10 protein-coding genes are annotated in these 17,155 nt (G+C 67.2%); 7 read left to right on the plus strand and 3 right to left on the minus strand.

Translation table 11 applies throughout. The annotated features are described in order from the left end of the window. Positions 1–3 precede the first annotated feature (3 nt). On the minus strand, positions 4–741 hold the full coding sequence (locus R5W23_RS10590) for an RNA polymerase sigma factor (RefSeq protein WP_320686299.1): 738 nt from the start codon (positions 739–741) through the stop codon (positions 4–6). Between the two features lie 283 nt (positions 742–1,024). Between R5W23_RS10590 and uvrA the strand changes: the two genes are divergently transcribed. Then, a complete protein-coding gene (gene uvrA, locus R5W23_RS10595; RefSeq protein ID WP_320686300.1) occupies positions 1,025–8,170 on the plus strand; it encodes an excinuclease ABC subunit UvrA in 7,146 nt (2,381 codons plus the stop codon). 155 nt (positions 8,171–8,325) lie between these two features. Here the strand turns inward: uvrA and R5W23_RS10600 are convergent, their stop codons facing one another. After that, positions 8,326–10,830 (minus strand): carboxylesterase family protein, encoded by a 2,505-nt coding sequence (locus R5W23_RS10600; protein ID WP_320686301.1) that lies wholly within the window; start codon positions 10,828–10,830, stop codon positions 8,326–8,328. Between the two features lie 188 nt (positions 10,831–11,018). On the opposite strand from R5W23_RS10600, the gene R5W23_RS10605 reads away from it, so the two are divergent. Beyond that, positions 11,019–11,558: a hypothetical protein gene (locus R5W23_RS10605; protein WP_320686302.1), complete on the plus strand. Its 540-nt coding sequence runs from the start codon at positions 11,019–11,021 to the stop codon at positions 11,556–11,558. 541 nt (positions 11,559–12,099) lie between these two features. Here R5W23_RS10605 and R5W23_RS10610 read toward each other — a convergent pair. Then, on the minus strand, positions 12,100–12,273 hold the full coding sequence (locus tag R5W23_RS10610) for a hypothetical protein (RefSeq protein ID WP_320686303.1): 174 nt from the start codon (positions 12,271–12,273) through the stop codon (positions 12,100–12,102). Positions 12,274–12,441: 168 nt separating this feature from the next. Between R5W23_RS10610 and R5W23_RS10615 the strand changes: the two genes are divergently transcribed. Genes R5W23_RS10615 through R5W23_RS10635 form a run of 5 tightly spaced genes read left to right on the plus strand, consistent with a single transcriptional unit; the run spans position 12,442 to position 17,123 of the window. Continuing rightward, positions 12,442–13,470: an AAA family ATPase gene (locus R5W23_RS10615; RefSeq protein ID WP_407936113.1), complete on the plus strand. Its 1,029-nt coding sequence runs from the start codon at positions 12,442–12,444 to the stop codon at positions 13,468–13,470. Between the two features lie 32 nt (positions 13,471–13,502). Further along, a complete protein-coding gene (locus tag R5W23_RS10620) occupies positions 13,503–14,360 on the plus strand; it encodes a DUF58 domain-containing protein (RefSeq protein WP_320686305.1) in 858 nt (285 codons plus the stop codon). Beyond that, entirely contained in the window at positions 14,357–15,181 is an 825-nt protein-coding gene (locus tag R5W23_RS10625; protein ID WP_320686306.1) for a hypothetical protein, read from the plus strand. Before R5W23_RS10620 ends, R5W23_RS10625 begins: the two co-directional genes overlap by 4 nt. Beyond that, entirely contained in the window at positions 15,178–16,113 is a 936-nt protein-coding gene (locus R5W23_RS10630; RefSeq protein ID WP_320686307.1) for a vWA domain-containing protein, read from the plus strand. The genes R5W23_RS10625 and R5W23_RS10630 overlap by 4 nt, the downstream gene beginning before the upstream one ends. Further along, positions 16,107–17,123: a VWA domain-containing protein gene (locus R5W23_RS10635; RefSeq protein ID WP_320686308.1), complete on the plus strand. Its 1,017-nt coding sequence runs from the start codon at positions 16,107–16,109 to the stop codon at positions 17,121–17,123. The genes R5W23_RS10630 and R5W23_RS10635 overlap by 7 nt, the downstream gene beginning before the upstream one ends. Positions 17,124–17,155: the final 32 nt, after the last annotated feature.

Genomic DNA, 17,155 nt, shown 5'->3' on the forward strand with positions numbered 1-17,155 from the left:
GCCTCAGTCCCTCCGGCCGCCGTTCAGCCGGGGTTGGGCGTGTACGTCCTTCGCTCTCGGGGTCTCAGGTTTTGCAGCCGCTCCACTCGCACGCGGCGGTGCAACGTCCTCACTTGTGTCCGGCTTCCGGTCGCTATCGACCCCTTCTTGGGTTCCGGGGCCGGCACCGCTCCACAACGCGCGCTCGTCGGTGGCGGCCAGCAGGTCACGGAGTTCGAGACGAGCCCGGTGCAGCCGACTACGGATCGTTCCGATCGGTACGCCGAGCGCCTCGGCGATGTCCTCGTACTTCAACCCGTCGATGTCCTTCATGAGCAGCACCTCGCGGTGCTCGGCCGACAGTCGAGCGATCGCGCCGTGCAACTGCCGCTCGTCTTCGGTACGCTCAAGAGCCGCGCTCGGTTTGACGTACTCCGAAGGGTCATCAGGATCGAGACCGGTCTGCTGCGAGTAGTTCTCCAGGCTCACCGACGGCCGGCGCTTCCGTTTCAAACTCACTGCGGTATTAAACGCGATTCGGTACAGCCAAGTAAAAAACTCCGCGTCCCCTTTGAACGACGACAAAGCTTGGTACGCGCTCAGGAACGCATCCTGAACGACATCGGCGGCGTCTTCAGGGCTGTTAACTAGGCGCAACGCGGAGTTGTATAACCTTGTCTGGTAACGGGATACCAACGCACCGAAGGCATCCCGCTGGCCGCCCAGACACTCCGCAATGAGCCTGCGATCGTCGTCGCTCACGGCCTCACTTCTATTCCTTCGACGTTGTAGCCCGAGCCGAAGTTCCCGGAACAGCCGAAAACGGGTCGCGAGCCGGTGTGAAAAACTATATCACGCTGACGGTTATAGCGCGTCGGAATGAAACCTGCGGATTCCGCCGGACGAGCCGCCGCAAGCGGACGGATCCCAACCGGGTCTGCCTATTCTCGCCCAGTTGCCGCGCGTATACTAACCATCTGTACCCTTCCACGCCGGCCGCGGTCGTCAAACGGTTACACACTCCCTCACGGAGGAGCCTCGACTCATGCAGGACAGCAAGAGCATTGTCGTGCGCGGCGCTCGGGAGCACAACCTCCGCGGCGTGGACCTCGAGCTGCCACGGAACAAGCTGATCGTTTTCACCGGCGTCAGCGGGTCGGGAAAGTCGTCGCTTGCGTTCGACACGATCTACGCCGAGGGGCAGCGCCGCTACGTCGAGTCGCTCTCCAGTTACGCCCGCCAGTTCTTGGGGCAGCTCCCCAAGCCGGACGTGGACTACATCGGCGGGCTGTCGCCGTCAGTCAGCATCCAGCAAAAAACCGCGGGGCGGAACCCGCGCAGCACCGTCGGCACAATCACCGAGGTCAGCGACTTCCTCCGGGTGTTGTACGCCCGGCTGGGGCAAGGGCACTGCCCGAAGTGCCAGCGCCCCATCACCGCGCAGACCCGCGAGCAGATCATCGGCCGCATCCTCGCACTGCCGGAAGGCACGCGGTTCCAGTTGCTCGCGCCGGTGGTGCGAGGGCAAAAGGGCGAGTTCAAGGACTTCTTCGCCGACATGGTGAAGCGCGGGTACGTTCGCGCCCGCGTGGACGGCCAGGTCGTAAAACTGACCGACGACCTCAAACTCGACAAGCGCATCAAGCACACCATCGAGATCGTGGTGGACCGCCTCAAGGCGGACGCCCGGAACCGCGTCCGCGTCGCGGAGGCGGTCGAGCAGGCGCTCGGGCTCGCCGAAGGGAACCTGATTATCGCCGTCGAGCCCGAGGCGGCGCCGCGCGAGGAAGAAGACGCAGAAGAGGCAGCGGGGGACGTGCCGCACGCACGGGGCGCGGACATCCTGCTTTCGGCGCATTACGCCTGCACGCACTGCAACATCAGCTACGAGCCGCCGACGCCACAGCTCTTCAGCTTCAACAACCCGCACGGGATGTGCCCCGCGTGCGACGGGCTCGGGACGCAGTACACCTTCGCTCCCGAACTCCTCGTTCCGGACCCGTCCCTTAGCCTGTACCAGGGAGCGATCCCTCTCGTCGGCGCGCTCAAGGGAATGGGGCGCTGGCGCAAGCACATCTACGACGGCGTCGCGAAGTCACTCGGGGTTGACCTGAAGACCCCGTGGAACAAGCTGAGCGCCGAACACCAGGACCAGCTGCTCAACGGCAGCGGCGACGCGCACATCGTGTGGGAGTGGAAGCAGCGCGGCGGGAAGGTGTGGAAGCACGGCGGGAAGTGGGAGGGGATCGTCCCGCAGCTCGTGGCGCAGTTCAAGAAGACGGCCGCCGGGCCGCGGCGCGCGCAGCTCGAAAAGTACATGAGCCGGGTCCACTGCCCCGCGTGCGACGGTCAGCGCCTGAACCCACAAGCCCGCGCGGTGCGCGTCGGCGGCAAGACACTAGTCGAAGTGGGGCGCACACCCATCGGCGACCTCGTGCCGTGGTTCAACGAGTACGAAAAGAACATCCCGCCGGTCTCGAAAGTGGTCGCGGGAGAGTTACTCAAGGAGATCCGCGCCCGGCTCGGCTTCCTCCTCAACGTCGGGCTGCACTACCTCACCCTCGACCGTTCCGCCCCCACGCTCTCCGGCGGCGAGGCCCAGCGCATCCGGCTGGCGTCGCAGATCGGTAGCGGGCTGGTCGGGGTGCTGTACGTGCTCGACGAACCGAGCATCGGGCTGCACCCGCGCGACAACGCCCGGCTGCTCGCGAGCATCGAGCGGCTCCGCGACATGGGCAACACCGTGCTCGTCGTCGAACACGACGAGGACACGATGCGGGCCGCCGATTACCTCGTGGACTTCGGCCCCGGTCCCGGCGTCCGCGGGGGCGAAGTGGTCGCCGCCGGCACTCCCGCGGAGGTGTTCGCCGAGCCGCGCAGCCTCACGGCGCAATACCTTACGGGCAAGAAACAAATCGCCATCCCGGAGAAGCGCCGGGAGCCGAGCGGGAAGGTGCTGCGCATCGTCGGCGCGACCCACAACAACCTCAAGGACGTGACGGCGGAGGTGCCGCTCGGGCTGTTCGTGTGCATCACCGGTGTGAGCGGGTCCGGGAAGTCGTCGCTCATCAACGACGTTCTGCGCACCGGGCTGTCGAGCGCCCTGACCGGAAGCGGCGACGCCGAGGAAGAGACCGAAGAAGAAGCGGGCGAGGTGGTCGAGCGCGCGGCGCGGGGCCGGATCGAGGGCGCCGAGCAGCTCGATAAGGTGATCGACATCGACCAGACGCCGATCGGCCGCACCCCGCGCTCGAACCCCGCGACGTACATCAAGCTCTGGGACGAGATCCGCGCGCTTTACGCCGAGATGTCCGACGCCAAGGTGCGCGGCTACACGCCGTCGCGGTTCAGCTTCAACCGCCCCGGCGGGCGGTGCGAGGCGTGCGAGGGGAACGGCGCCAACAAGCTCGAGATGGACTTCCTCGCGGACGTGTGGGTGCAGTGCCCCGTCTGCGAGGGCCGCCGGTTCAACCGCGAAACGCTCCAGGTGAAGTACCGCGGGAAGACGATTCAGGACGTACTCGAAATGGAGGTGGCCGAGGCGCTCGCGCACTTCGAGCACGTGCCGAAGGTCCACCAGATGGTAAAAACGCTCCACGACGTGGGGCTCGACTACATCAAACTCGGCCAGCCCTCCCCGACTCTCTCCGGCGGCGAGGCGCAGCGGATCAAGCTGGCGAAAGAACTCGTCCGGCGCAGCACGGGGAAGACGCTCTACATCCTCGACGAACCGACGACGGGGCTGCACTTCGAGGACGTGCGCAAATTGCTGGAGGTGCTCCACGGGTTCGCGGACCAGGGCAACACGGTGCTCGTGATCGAACACGACCTCGACGTGGTGAAGACCGCCGACTGGGTCATCGACATGGGGCCGGAGGGCGGCAGCGGCGGCGGCCGGGTGGTCGTCGCGGGCACGCCCGAGCAGGTCGCCAAACACAAGGGCTCGTTCACCGGCCAGGCGCTCGCGCCGATCCTCACCCCCAACGCACGCCGCACCGCGACCGCCCGCTCCGCGGCACGTGGGCAACTGAAGAAGGCAAAGGCGGAACAACCGGAACCCGCACAGTTCATCACGCACCTCTGCGTCGAAGGGGCTTGCCAGCACAACCTGAAAAACGTGTCGGCCAAGCTGCCGCGCGAGAAGATGTCGGTGTTCTGCGGGCCGAGCGGGTCCGGGAAGTCGTCGCTCGCGCTGGACACGATCTACGCTGAAGGCCAGCGTCGCTACGTCGAATCGCTCTCCAGCTACGCCCGGCAGTTCCTCGGGCAGGTGCAGAAGCCCCGCGTGGAACAGGTGACGGGGCTCTCACCGGCCATCAGCATCGAACAGAAGACCACGAGCAAGAGCCCGCGCAGCACCGTCGGCACGGTCACCGAGATCTACGACTACCTCCGCATCCTGTACGCGCGCCTGGGCCAGCGGCACTGCCCGAGTTGCGCGCGGCCGGTCGGCACCCAGACCGCCGACGAGATCGTTGACAAGGTGCTGTCGCTGCCCGAGGGGACCAAGCTCTACATCATGGCGCCGCTCGAGCGCAAGGGGCAGGAGAAGTACGACGGCCTGTTCGAGGAGATCCGCCGGGCCGGCTTCACGCGGATGCGCGTGAACGGGAAGAGCTACACGATCGACGAGCCACCGCAGATCGACCACCGCCGCAAGCACAACGTCGAAGTGGTCGTGGACCGGAACGTCGTGAAGCCCGGCACCCGCACCCGCATCGCGGAGGCCGTGGAGCAGTCGCTCGACCTGGGCCGCGGGGTGATGCACATCGCCTACGTCGAGGCCGACACCGACGAAACGAAGTGGCGGGTGGAGAAGTACTCGCAGCACCTCGCGTGCGAGCACTGCAACCTGAGCTTCGAGCACCTGAACCCGCACAACTACTCGTTCAACAGCCCGCTCGGCTGGTGCCCGACGTGCGAGGGGCTCGGGTTCCAGCGCGGCGCCAACGCCAACCTGCTCCTCGGCGACACGCGCCTCTCGCTCCGCGGGGGGGCGGTCACCGCTTGGCCGGACCTCGGAACGGGCTCCCCGTGGCTGCCGTTCGCGGAGGCGCTGGCGAAGCACGTCGGGTTTTCGCTCGACACCCCGTTCGCGAAACTCGACCCCGCGCACCAGCGCGCTGTGCTGCACGGCACTGGCGACGACTGGATCGCGTTCGAGGCGAGCGGGGGGCGTAAGCCCCCTGAGGCGACGAAGGCCAAGGCCGCGTCCCGCGCGAAACACTCGGAAGCCCCCCCGCTCGCCAAGTTTCAGTACAAGGGCCTGTTCCCGGCGGTGGACGAGGCGTCGCGGGTGTCCTGGGTGTACCGGCAGCGCCTCGACCACTTGGTGGATGAGGTGCCCTGCTCCGCCTGTCGCGGCGCACGCATCCGGGCCGACGCCGCGGCGACCCGGTTCGCGAACCTCACCATCGGCGAGATGTGCGCGAAGCCGCTCGGCGACACGCTCGCGCTGTTCGACTCGCTCACGCTCTCGAAGACCGACCGCAAGGTCGCGGGCGAGGTGCTCCGCGAGGTCAGCTCGCGCCTCAAGTTCATGGTGGACGTGGGCCTGGACTACCTTACGCTCGGCCGGCAGGGGCCGACCCTCTCCGGCGGCGAGGCCCAGCGCATCCGGCTGGCGTCGCAGATCGGCAGCGGGCTGACGGGCGTTCTGTACGTCCTCGACGAGCCGACCATTGGGCTGCACCCGCGCGACAACGAGCAGCTCCTTCAGGCACTGCACCGGCTGCGCGACCTTGGCAACACGCTGGTCGTGGTCGAACACGACCGCGAGGTGATCGCGGCGGCCGATCACCTGCTCGATTTCGGCCCGGGGGCTGGTGACCACGGCGGCGAGATCACCGCCAGTGGCGCACCGAAGCAGGTTGCAAAGGCCGCAGAATCGCTCACGGGGAAGTACCTGAGCGGAAAGCTCGCCATACCGGTTCCGACGAACCGGCGCACGGCGGGGGAAGGCAACCCACCCCCCAGCCCCCTCCCTGCAAGGAGGGGGAGCAAAGGCACGTCGGAATCGAGTCGCGAATCCGGCGCGCTGGGTGCGGTTGTGGATCTACTCCCCTCCCTTCAGGGAGGGGTTGGGGGTGGGTCGGAGACCGTCGCCGCGCGGTCGCCGCACGGGGTCACCCTCAGCATCCTCGGCGCCCGCCAGCACAACCTCCAGAACGTAGACGTTCACATCCCGCTCGGGGCGCTGGTGGCGGTGACCGGCGTGAGCGGGTCCGGGAAGTCGTCGCTGGTGAACGAGGTGCTCTACAACACCCTCGCGCGCAAGCTGCACCGCGCTCGCACCGCCGGGGCGGCGCACGACGACATCGTCGGCCTCGAACACATCGACAAGATCATCAACGTCGACCAGGACCCCATCGGGAACTCGCCGTCGAGCAACCCGGCGACCTATACCGGCGTGTTCGACCTGATCCGCGAGCTGTTCGCCCGGCTCCCCGAGTCGAAGGTCCGCGGGTACCACCCGCGGCGGTTCTCCTTCAACCAGAAGGGCGGCCGGTGCGAGGCGTGCGAAGGGATGGGGCAGAAGGTGATCGAGATGCACTTCCTCCCCGACGTGTGGGTGGAGTGCGACACCTGTAACGGCACCCGCTACAACCCGGAAACGCTCGCGGTGCGGTACCACGGCAAGAGCATCGCCGACGTGCTCGCCATGCGCGTCAGCGAGGCGCTCGCCCTGTTCCACAACATCCCGAAGATCCGCGTCGTGCTGCAAACGCTCGAAGACGTCGGCCTCGGGTACATGTCACTCGGCCAGTCGGCGCCGACCATGTCCGGGGGCGAAGCGCAGCGCGTGAAGCTCGCCGCGGAGCTGGCCCGCCCCAGCACCGGCAAGACGCTCTACCTGCTCGACGAGCCCACCACCGGGCTGCACTTCGACGACGTGCGGAAGCTGCTCGAAGTGCTTCAGCGCCTGGTCGATCTGGGGAACACCGTCATCACGGTCGAGCACAACGTCGATGTCATCAAGTCCGCGGACTGGGTCATCGACATGGGTCCGGAGGCGGGCGGCGGCGGTGGGCGCGTCGTCGCCGCGGGCACCCCGGAAGAGGTGGTGGCCCAGTTCGCCGCCGGCGCACCGACGCACACCGGGCGCATCCTCAAGGACGTGATCGCCGCGGGGCCGTTCGCGGCGCGCCCGAAGTTCGATCCCCGCGCGGCACTCGCGGAGCGTGCCGGCGATCTCGACATCGCGGACGTGGGCAAAGAGCAGAAGCTCCCCTGGGAGGCCGACGGCCCGGGGTGGCATACCCGCGACCGCGTCACCACCACCGGTAAGCCCGTCAAGTGGGAGGGCGCCGCGCTCTCTTGGGTCATCGACCTGATCCACGAGTCCGGCACGTTCCCCGAAACGAAGTGGAACCACCGCAGCGTCGTGGAGATCCCCGCGCCGCGGAAAGCCGACGGCTGGTTCCTCCACGCGATGACCGGGCACGAGGCGTACATGAAACTCGTGTTCCCGCTCCCGGGGCGCCCGTTCAAACAGGACCAGCTCGCGGCGAAACTCGCGATCCCGCCCCTGTCTGACACGCCGGGGCTCGAAGGGTACTCCCGCGACGCCAACCGCGTCGAGGTGCAGAACACGACCGGCTGGCAGACGGTCACGATCACCGTTCACAAGAAGGCGGAGATCGATACGCCCGCGTTCCGCGAGTTCCTCAAGAAGGCCGTGGAACTCGTTCAGGGCTTGAACGAGTCGGGAGCCGGTGGCATCGAAGCCAACATGCCCTGGAAGAAGGACGGGGAGAAGTGGCACCTCGGCGACAAGGGGTTCCCGCCCGGCCGGGGCGCCAAGTGGGACCGAGCAGTGCTACCGAAACTCCTGGACCTGCTCCGGGAACTCGACCCGGCCCTGGAGTTCAAATGGGACACCCGCGACGCCGTGACGGTGCGGCCCGCCGGGGCGTCACGGTTCTGGGCGCGGCTCAAAACGAAGGAAACCGACGCCCTCGAGGTGTGGTTCACCGGCCGCCGTGGTGTGGCGAAGCCGGCGCAATTCGATGGGGTGGGCCGCGAAGCCCTGGTCGAGGGCGATCGCGCCGACGGGAGCGAGGTGCTGAAGGTGTGGTTCGCTACCGCGAACCAGTTCGCTCCCGCAAAGCTCAAACCGCTCCTGAAGCAACACTTAAAGGCGTTTAAGGCCGCGTTCGGCGACACGGAGAACGAGAAGGAAGCCGGCTAGCTCGTGCCGGCTCGTGCGATCGGCACCGAATTCGGTTGAAGAGTAAGCTTCTTCTGTAGCCGTCCTCTGTGAGGCCGGTGCGATACAGGTGGTGTCGCACCGGCCTCACAGAGGACGGCTATAGAACACCGAGACGGAGACAGGTACGGATAACGTTACGGGGTGCCGGTCAGTTCGATCTTGTTGAGGAACAGCATCCGCCGGTCCCCGCGCTGGAAGTAGTCTTCGAGCAGCACCTCCACGTCCGGCTCGATCGCCTTCGGCTTGTTCCAGCCCTCCGGGGTCCGCCCGTTGAGCTGCACCCGCACCGGCTTCGCCCAGTCGATCATGTCCGCGCCGAGCCAGACCGACAGGCGCTGCACCCGGAACGTCTTGAGATCGAGCAGGTTGTTGCCGCGGATGTCCCCCTGAATCGTTGCCGCCACGACCGCGCCGCCGGACTGCCCCGGGTTCGCCTTGTCCGCCTGGAGCCAGTAGAAGCGGCTGTCACTCTCGCGGAGCATCACCCACGGCTGTCGATAGGTGCCGAGGGCGAGGGTGGCCGCCCCGTTGATCCGCTTCTTGCGGCTCATCCAGTCGAACATGACCGGCGCTTCGGCCGAGTACCACTCCACCGCCCGCCCCTTGTACACGCTCATCACCGCCGGGAACCCGTGGCGCGTCCAGGGCTCGAAGATGTTCCGCATGGCGGTGACGGACTGCCCCGCCATCTCGCCGGTGACCACGTAGAACGGCAGCTTCTGGGCGTTGCGCCACGACTCGATGAACTGCCCCTGCCACTTCGGGATCGGCGCGATCGGGATCACACCGGCGAAGAGGTCCGGGTGGGACGTGCCAATATCCATCGCCATGTTCCCCCCGTCCCCGACCCCCAGCATGAACACCCGGTCGTTATCAACGGTGAAGTGACGGACCGCGTCGCGCAGGGTCGCGGTCACCAGGACGTGGTCCTCGCCACGCCACTGCCAGCCGGTCTTCTCAAAGTGGCTCACCCACTCCGGGGCGATCACGATGTACCCGTTTTTGTCGGCCTCAGTCATGAGCGGCGCGAGCACCTGCTCCGCGTCGATGCCCGGCGCCGTCAGCGCGATGATGATCGGGTACGCGCGGCCGTGGTGGTACTCGGGCGGCAACTTGACGAGGTAATCGATCCCGGTGGGGTACCCGCTCACCGGGGCCGACTTGCGGCGGTACACGCCGGTCGGCCCGCCCTTCCCGAGTTCGACCGCCTTACCGGACCGGTTCGCCAGATCCTCGGGATCGACCGGGGGGAACAGCGAAATGATCTGCGCGAGCTGTTGCGGCTCCAGAACCATGTTCTTCTTGAACTGCTTCAACAGCTCGTTCCGGCCGGCGACGGTGTCGCCGCGCTGGTGCGCGAGGATCAGGTCGCGCGCCGCCCAGATTTTCAGAGCGATTTCGGTGTTGGGGTTGGCGCCGTTGCGCCCGGTGACCCACCCGCTGATGGCGGTCGCGAGCAGTTCGTTCGGCGTCTTCGTCGGCTCCTTGTTCGCGGCCCGCTCGCGCTCGGCCTGAGCGGCAAGGGTCACAAACGTCTCGATCCGAAGGGCCGAATCGGGGTGCAGTTCCGCGAACACGTACCGGGCAGCGTCCACCAGCGCGAGCGACTCCGCCGACACCTCCTTTGGAGGCGCCCACGCCGCCATCGCCCCGCCGCCCCCCGCGGCAACGAAGGGCACCGCGCCGCGGGCGCCGGAAACGGTCTCGATCAGCGCTCCGAGCAGCCGGCGGGCGGCGGTGTACCGCTCCTGGCCGGTCTTGAGATCCGCCCCCACCTTGGCCGCCCGCGCCACCTGCTTCGGTTCGGCGTTCTTCTCGGGGAAAACCGCGAGAACCTCGGCCGTGTACTTATAACGCCCCGCCGCCAGTGCGAGTTCCGCCTCGCGCACCACCAGTTCGGCGACCGCCTGATCGATCTCCTTGAGCAGCTTCTCGTGCGCGGCCTTCGCCTCCTTGTTCATCTCGCCGGTGAAGTCCTTCCGCAGCCGATCCATCTCGTCCTTGGCGGACTGGAGCCACCCCGCGTCGAGCATGAATTTCCCGATCGCGACGCGCTTGAGCGGGTCGCACTTACCGTCCGGTTCGGCGAGTTCGGGGTGCGTTGAGAGCAGCTTGCGAACGGTCTTCGGATCCCATTCGGTAGTCCGATACGTGCCGCGCCACCTGTGCGTGGCCGACACGATGTAGATGTAATAGGGGTCCATGTACGTGATCTGGTGGTCCACCACGTTGGCCCCTCCCGTCGTCTCCTTCACGTTGATCGTGCGGACCCACTTCGCGTTGAACTCGCCGGTCTTGACGATCGCGGCGATGCTGCTGATCGGCTGGTCGGACTTACGTCCCGGGAACTGGGTGGTGTACGCCTTGTAATCCGGCCGGATCTTGATGTCCGGGCTGATCTCGCCGAGCTGTTTGGCGTGCGTGCTGAAGATGGTGACCTTCGGCCCCTCGTCGATCATGTCGAGGCCGTTCGCCTTGACGATGCGAACGGTCGTGCCGGAAGCTTTATCGAAAACGGGCTCGGACTCCTTCCGGACGGTGCCCTGGATGATGAACCCGTCTTTGAGGATGACAACGTCTGCTGCGGACCCGAGCCCACAGGCCCCCACAAGCAGGACCGCCGAAAGAACGAAGCGCATGGTGCGTGCAATCATTAAATTCACCCAACAGGGGGCGTGGGGCGGGTGTTTCATTGTCGCCGGTGACGGGCCGCCGATCAAGTTTCCGCCTGTAACGGGACGACGGAAGTCAGGAGCGGCGGTTCGAGCCTCCGGGTATACTGTGTTTCAACTCACCCACCCCGCCGCCGTTGGTCGGAGACGCACGAATGCCTATTCGGTTCCGCTGTGGCTACTGTAACCGCCTCCTCGGCATCGCAACCCGCAAAGCCGGAACCGAAACGACGTGCCCGCACTGTAGCGCCGTCGTCATGGTTCCCGAACCGATCCAGCGCGGCGGGAAAACCGAGCGACTCGACCTCGACGATGTTGACCAGTTGCTCGGAAACGTGACGGAGCGGCTAACTGAGCCGGCCGCGCAGGTTCAGGTGCTGGAACCGCCGCGCGTCGAACCGCCGCGTGCGGCCCCTGCCGTGCCCCGGGCGGCGAAACCTGCACCCGTCGCGCCTGCCGCGCCTGCGGCCGAGCAGCCGCTGTTTGAGAACGATTTTGAGCAACTGTTCGGGAACAGTTCGGCATCACGCGAAGATGACGAGAGCTTACCCGCGGTTTCGGACCGAGCCGCCACAAGCCACAGAACCGGCCCGCGGATGATCGTGCTGAGTCCGCAGCAAGCGACCCTGCTGACCTGCGCCGCAGTCGTGCTGATGGCACTCGCGTTCGGCGCCGGATTCTTCGTGGCGCGATAGCACCCTTCACTTCGGACCAACCCTCATCAATGAAGTCCACGATACGTTCGTGGACTTCCCCTTCATCGCCGCACGCCTTCCGACCGCGGTCTCTGACCCGCCGCTCACCTCCCATCAACCGACACCGCCCTTGTCGCGCGCTGACATCAGTTCTGTAGGGCGTGCGCTGATGCGCACCGCACCGACATCGGGCGCGCTGTTTTGGTTGCACGGCGCTGGAGCGCCAGCGCGGCCCGGAACCACCGCGTCAGTGCCGCCCAGCAGGAGTTTCTCGGCTGCGCGGAGCAGTCACGGGTTGCGATGAACGCGGCTCGAAGTAGCATCGGACTGGCCGGCGACTGGACATTCGCTGCCGCCGAGCGGGTCATTCGCTGGTCCATCGCTACCCACGAATCCCGATCCACGGCCCACGAAAACGGCGTTCCGACAAGAGACAGCGCCGACGGTAGTTGACCGGTAACGTGACACAACAGCTTGCGGAGATACCACTTGTACCCGAATCGATCAATGACAACGAGCCACACCTCGAACAAAAGACCGATCACGTGTCCGCAAATTTGGCGTGACGTTGTCCGTCGCAACTGCCGCGTGGAATCTCCTGAAGAAAAGCAGCCGCTTCAGAACCCGCCATCCGGGTCTCCGAAACCGGCACCATCCAGCCGATCAGCAAGGCCCGCATCCCAAGCGGAACCAGAGCATCAAAGGGCGGTGCCATCTGTTAGTGATTCCCGTTTGGCTCGTCCCGTATGCAGGTGATCGTCGCAGATTGTTCACAGCACAGAGTTTACGATCGACAAGTGGCTAAATTGTGTCCTCGATTGCGCACGGAGCGACCACCCGAACCCGACCCGTGTGATTCGTTAGAGGCTCCCCATTACGCCAGGTGCTTGACGTGACTGACAGTCAGAAGCCGCAATCGTCCGCGTTCCAGGACTCGGCACAGTTCGTACAGAAGGTGCGCGAGCGCATCGCCCACGTCGTCGTCGGACAGGATGTCGTGGTGGAGCGGATGCTGATCGCGCTGTTCACGGGCGGCCACCTGCTCTTGCAGGGCGTACCCGGTCTGGCGAAAACTCTACTCGTTTCCGCGCTGTCTCGCGCGATCGCGCTGGACTTCGCCCGCGTGCAGTTCACCATCGACTTGCTCCCGTCCGACATCCTCGGCTCGGAAATCCTGGACGCCCGCGCCGGCCAGTTCCGCACGGTTAAAGGACCGATCTTCACCAACCTGCTGCTCGCGGACGAGATCAACCGCGCCGCCCCGAAGGTCCAGTCGGCGCTGCTCGAGGCGATGCAAGAGCGCAAAGTGACCATCGGCAAGGAAACGCACCGGCTGCCCACGCCGTTCCTGGTGATCGCGACCCAGAACCCCGTCGAGCAGGCGGGCACGTTCGAGCTGCCCGAGGCGCAACTCGATCGGTTCATGCTGTGCCACCGGCTCGAGTACCCGACCCCGGATCAAGAGTTCGAGGTGCTACGCCGCAACCTCGCGCTCGGCGTCCAGCGCGAGGACCGCGGCGCCACCGCCCGCACCGAGTTCGATGCCATCGGGGGCGGCGCGGTCGGCACGGTCGAGGACCTCGTGCGGTGCATGGAGGCGGTTTCGACCGTCCACACCAGCGAGGCAGTCCTGCGGCACGTGGTGGAGGTCGTGAACCTGACCCGGCGGCACCCCGCCATCGAGCTCGGCGCCAGCCCGCGGGCCGGCATCGCGCTGGTCAAGTCGTCCCGCGCGCGGGCGGTGGTCCGCGGGCGCGGGTACGTGGTGCCTGAAGACCTGTTCGCCCTGGCCCAAGACGTTCTCCTGCACCGCATCCGCCTCAGCTACGAGGCGCTGGCCGACGGCCGAACCGCCGCCGGCGTGCTCAACGAGATCCTCACCGACCTCGGCGCACCGGCCGCCGCGGCGTGAGCACCTTCCTCTGAGCACGACAGGAGCCACCGATGACGGGAACGCTTGAACCCGCCACGCTCGACGCGCGCCAGTTTCAGATCGCGGTTCGGAAACTGGCGGACAGCCTCGGCTACGGGACCGACCGGTCCCCGTACCTGGGGTCGGGAACCGAATACGTGCAGTCGCGCCTGTACCAGCCGGGCGACCCCGTGCGGTCCATCGACTGGCGCATCACCGCCCGCACCGGCCGGGCGTTCGTCAAGGAGTACGAAACCCCGAAGCGGATGCCGTGCTACTTGGTGGTGGACACGTCGGCCTCAATGGCGGTGTCCTCGATCCGGCGCAGCAAGTACGAGGTCGCGGTCCACCTCGCCGGCGGGCTCGCACTTGCGTCCCTGGACCGGGCCTCGCCGGTCGGACTGGTCGGGGGCGGGGGGCGCGACCTCCAGATCGCACCGAGCCTTGCGCCAGATAAGGTGTGGGTGTGGCTGCATCAGTTGCGCAAGGTGCGGTACGACGAGCCGACAGCCGTCGGACGCCGGCTCCGCGAGTTGGCACCGCGGCTGAACGAGCGCGCACTTTTGGTCGTACTGAGCGACTTTCACGACCCGGAAGCGGTCCCGGCGCTGCGCCTGCTCGGGCAACGGCACGAGTGCGTGGCGCTGCACCTGACGGACCCGGCCGAAGTCGGCTTACGGGGGACCGGGCTGGTTCGGGCGCGCGAGGCGGAAACGGGTCGCCGACTGGTGAGCCACGGCCGGCGGGTCTGGTCCGACCCGGCTTCTGTCGCGACGGAGTTGCGTCGCGCCGGCGTTGACCACTTGTCGGTGCCGACGGATCAACCGTTTGTGGCCGAAGTTCGGCAGTTCTTTGCCACCCGCGGCCGGCTCGGGCGGGGGGCACGATGACCACACGACACACCGCTACTGCAACCGTGGCACTGGCACTCTGCTGGCTCGCAACTGGTACAGCCCACGCCTCCGATGCACCCACGGTGGGGCTGCCGCAAGCGCTCGACGTGTGGCTCCCAGGGGCGGAGCTGTTCGCCGCCAAGGTGGACGACCGCCGAACGCCGGTGATCGTCCGGATCGACCGCACAACTCCCGAGCGCGAGGGGTTCCGCTACGCGCTCGTCTACACCGGCTACGAGCCCGGGCGGTTCGACCTCCGGACCGCGCTCCGGCGGGCGGACGGCTCCCCCCTGCCGCAAGCCGTCCCGCCGATACCGGTCGAGATCCGCGGCCTGCGCCCGCTGGGCGAGATCCGGCTGAACGGTGTTGGTGACAGCCCGGAGCCGCGCCTCGGCGGCTACCGACTCGCGCTTGGGACCGTAGGAGCGCTGTGGCTGGTGGGGTTGATCGGACTCGTGACCGTCCGGCGGCGCGGGCCGCGGGCACTCGCGAAACCGGCCCCGAACACAGCGGCCACCCTCGACGACCGGCTCCGCACGCTTCTGACCTCTGCTGCAAAGGGGAGCGCAACCCCGGCCGAACACGCCGAACTCGAACGGGCTGTACTCGTCTACTGGGTCCGGCGTCTGAGCCTCCGCAAGCAAGACCCGGCAGTGCTTTACGCCACCCTCCGCGATCACCCCGAGGCCGGGCCGATGGTCACCCGACTGGAAGCGTGGCTCCACGCCCCTCCGTCCGACGCACCCGTCAACGTTTCGGAGCTGCTGACTGTGTTCCGGCCGCTGTTGAGTGCCCCCGAGCAGGAGGGCCAGTTGTGACGTTTGAGTACCCCTACGCCTTATTTCTGTTGGCGGTCCCCGTACTGCTGCTCGTGTGGGTCTGGGTGCGCGAAGGCCGCCGCGTCGTACTGCCGGTTGACCACGGCCCGCCCGGCCGCGGGACCGGTTGGTGGGTGGCGGTGTCGTGTGCGGAATCCGTACTCCCGCTGGCCGTGGCCGTGGCCGTACTCCTGTGTGCCGGCCCCCGGCGGCTCGGCGAGCCGATCGACAAGCGGAAGCTGACCAACATCGAGATCTGTGTCGATGTGTCCAGTAGTATGAACGCCCCGTTCGGCGGGGCCACCCGGTACGACGGCGCGATGGAAGCCGTAACCGCGTTCACCAACTACCGGCACGGCGACGCGTTCGGACTGACGTTCTTCGGGAACGAGGTGCTTCACTGGTGCCCGCTCACCACGGACGTGTCCGCGATCAACTGCGCAACCCCGTTCATGCGCCCCGGCCAGCTCCCGCCGTGGTTCGGCGGCACCGCCATCGGCAAAGCCCTGCGGGCGTGCAAGTCGGTACTCGTCAACCGGCCGGAAGGCGACCGGATGATCGTCCTGATCACCGACGGGCTGAGCAGCGACCTGGGCAACGGGGCCGACGCCGAAATCGCCGAAGAGCTGAAGGCCGAAGGGATCACCGTGTTCGCGGTCGTGATCGGCGACGACCTGCGGTTCATGCAGCCGAACGCTCGAACCGGGTCAGTAGACCTGATCACCGACCGGACCGGGGGCCAATCCTTCTCCGCCGGGGACCCGAACGCGCTGGGCACCGTCTTCAAGCGGATCGACGAGATGCGCCGGGCCGAAACGGACAAGCAGATCGCCAACACGCTCGACGACTTCCGCCCGTTCTGCATCGCCGGCCTCGTCCTGGCCGGATTGGCCGGTTTCGCGTCCTTCGGACTGAGGTACACGCCGTGGTAGCGGAAGTCGCAGCCGGTGCGCTGCTCGCGCTGGCGCTGATCGCGGAACTGATCCACGCCCGGCGGGTACGTCGGGCGGCCGTCCTCGCCTTCGGCCCGGCCGGTCGGCCGGCACCGTGGACCCGGATCACACCCGTGATCCGGGCAGCGAGTGCGGGCGCGTTCGTGTGGGGGCTGACGACGCTGTTGTTGCTTCCGCCGAAGGTCCACGACCGGACCGAGCAGTCTCCCAAGACCGAGGCCCGCGACATCATTCTGGTGCTCGACGTGTCCCCGAGCATGCGGCTCCAGGACGCCGGGCCGGGCGGTTCCGTCAGTCGCAGCGCGCGCTCTGCGGAGCTGATGAAGTCGTTCTATTCCCGCATCCAGTCGTCCCAGTTCCGGACCAGCGTCGTCGCCTGCTACACCGGCGCGCGACCGGTCGTCGAGCGCACGACCGACCCGGAAGTGGTGCGGAACATTTTGACGGACCTGCCGATGCACTTCGCGTTCCGGGCCGGGCCAACGGACCTGCTCTCCGGCATTGAGGAAGCCGCCCGGATGGCCACGCCGTGGCGCGCCGGGACTGCCACCCTCGTGGTCGTGAGTGACGGCGACACCATTGCCGCGACCGGGATGCCGCCGCTCCCGCCGGCGGTTTCACGGGTACTCGTGATCGGGGTCGGCGACACGGCGAACGGGAAGTTCATCGACGGGCACAACTCGCGCCAGGACGTGTCGTCGCTGCGACAACTCGCGACCCGGCTCGGCGGCGAGTACCACGACGGGAACGTCCAGCACGTTTCGACGGATCTCTTGCAGCAGTCGATGCGGTCCGACGACAAGGGGCGGTCGGAAACGGACGGCCCGACCCGGCGTGAGGCCGCACTCGCTGCGGTCGCGACCGGAGCGTTGGTGCTCGCGCTGCTGCCCGTCCTGCTACACACCGCCGGCACCTCCTGGCGGCCCGGTACGCGGTTGCCCCAGCAGCCGGCCGGCGCCCGACCGATCCGGGCGCCGGCCACCCGCTGACCGCCCGTTGGCAACTCGAACCGTGGGAGAGG

It is taken from the genome of Gemmata algarum (assembly GCF_034097035.1).
Classification (GTDB): Bacteria; Planctomycetota; Planctomycetia; order Gemmatales; family Gemmataceae; genus Gemmata; species Gemmata algarum.

Coding starts and splice junctions, on each gene's coding strand:
- uvrA (WP_320686300.1), top strand. CDS start 1,025: ATGCAGGACAGCAAGAGCATTGTCGTGCGCGGCGCTCGGGAGCACAAC.
- R5W23_RS10600 (WP_320686301.1), bottom strand. CDS start 10,830: ATGCGCTTCGTTCTTTCGGCGGTCCTGCTTGTGGGGGCCTGTGGGCTC.
- R5W23_RS10605 (WP_320686302.1), top strand. CDS start 11,019: ATGCCTATTCGGTTCCGCTGTGGCTACTGTAACCGCCTCCTCGGCATC.
- R5W23_RS10610 (WP_320686303.1), bottom strand. CDS start 12,273: ATGGCACCGCCCTTTGATGCTCTGGTTCCGCTTGGGATGCGGGCCTTG.
- R5W23_RS10620 (WP_320686305.1), top strand. CDS start 13,503: ATGACGGGAACGCTTGAACCCGCCACGCTCGACGCGCGCCAGTTTCAG.
- R5W23_RS10625 (WP_320686306.1), top strand. CDS start 14,357: ATGACCACACGACACACCGCTACTGCAACCGTGGCACTGGCACTCTGC.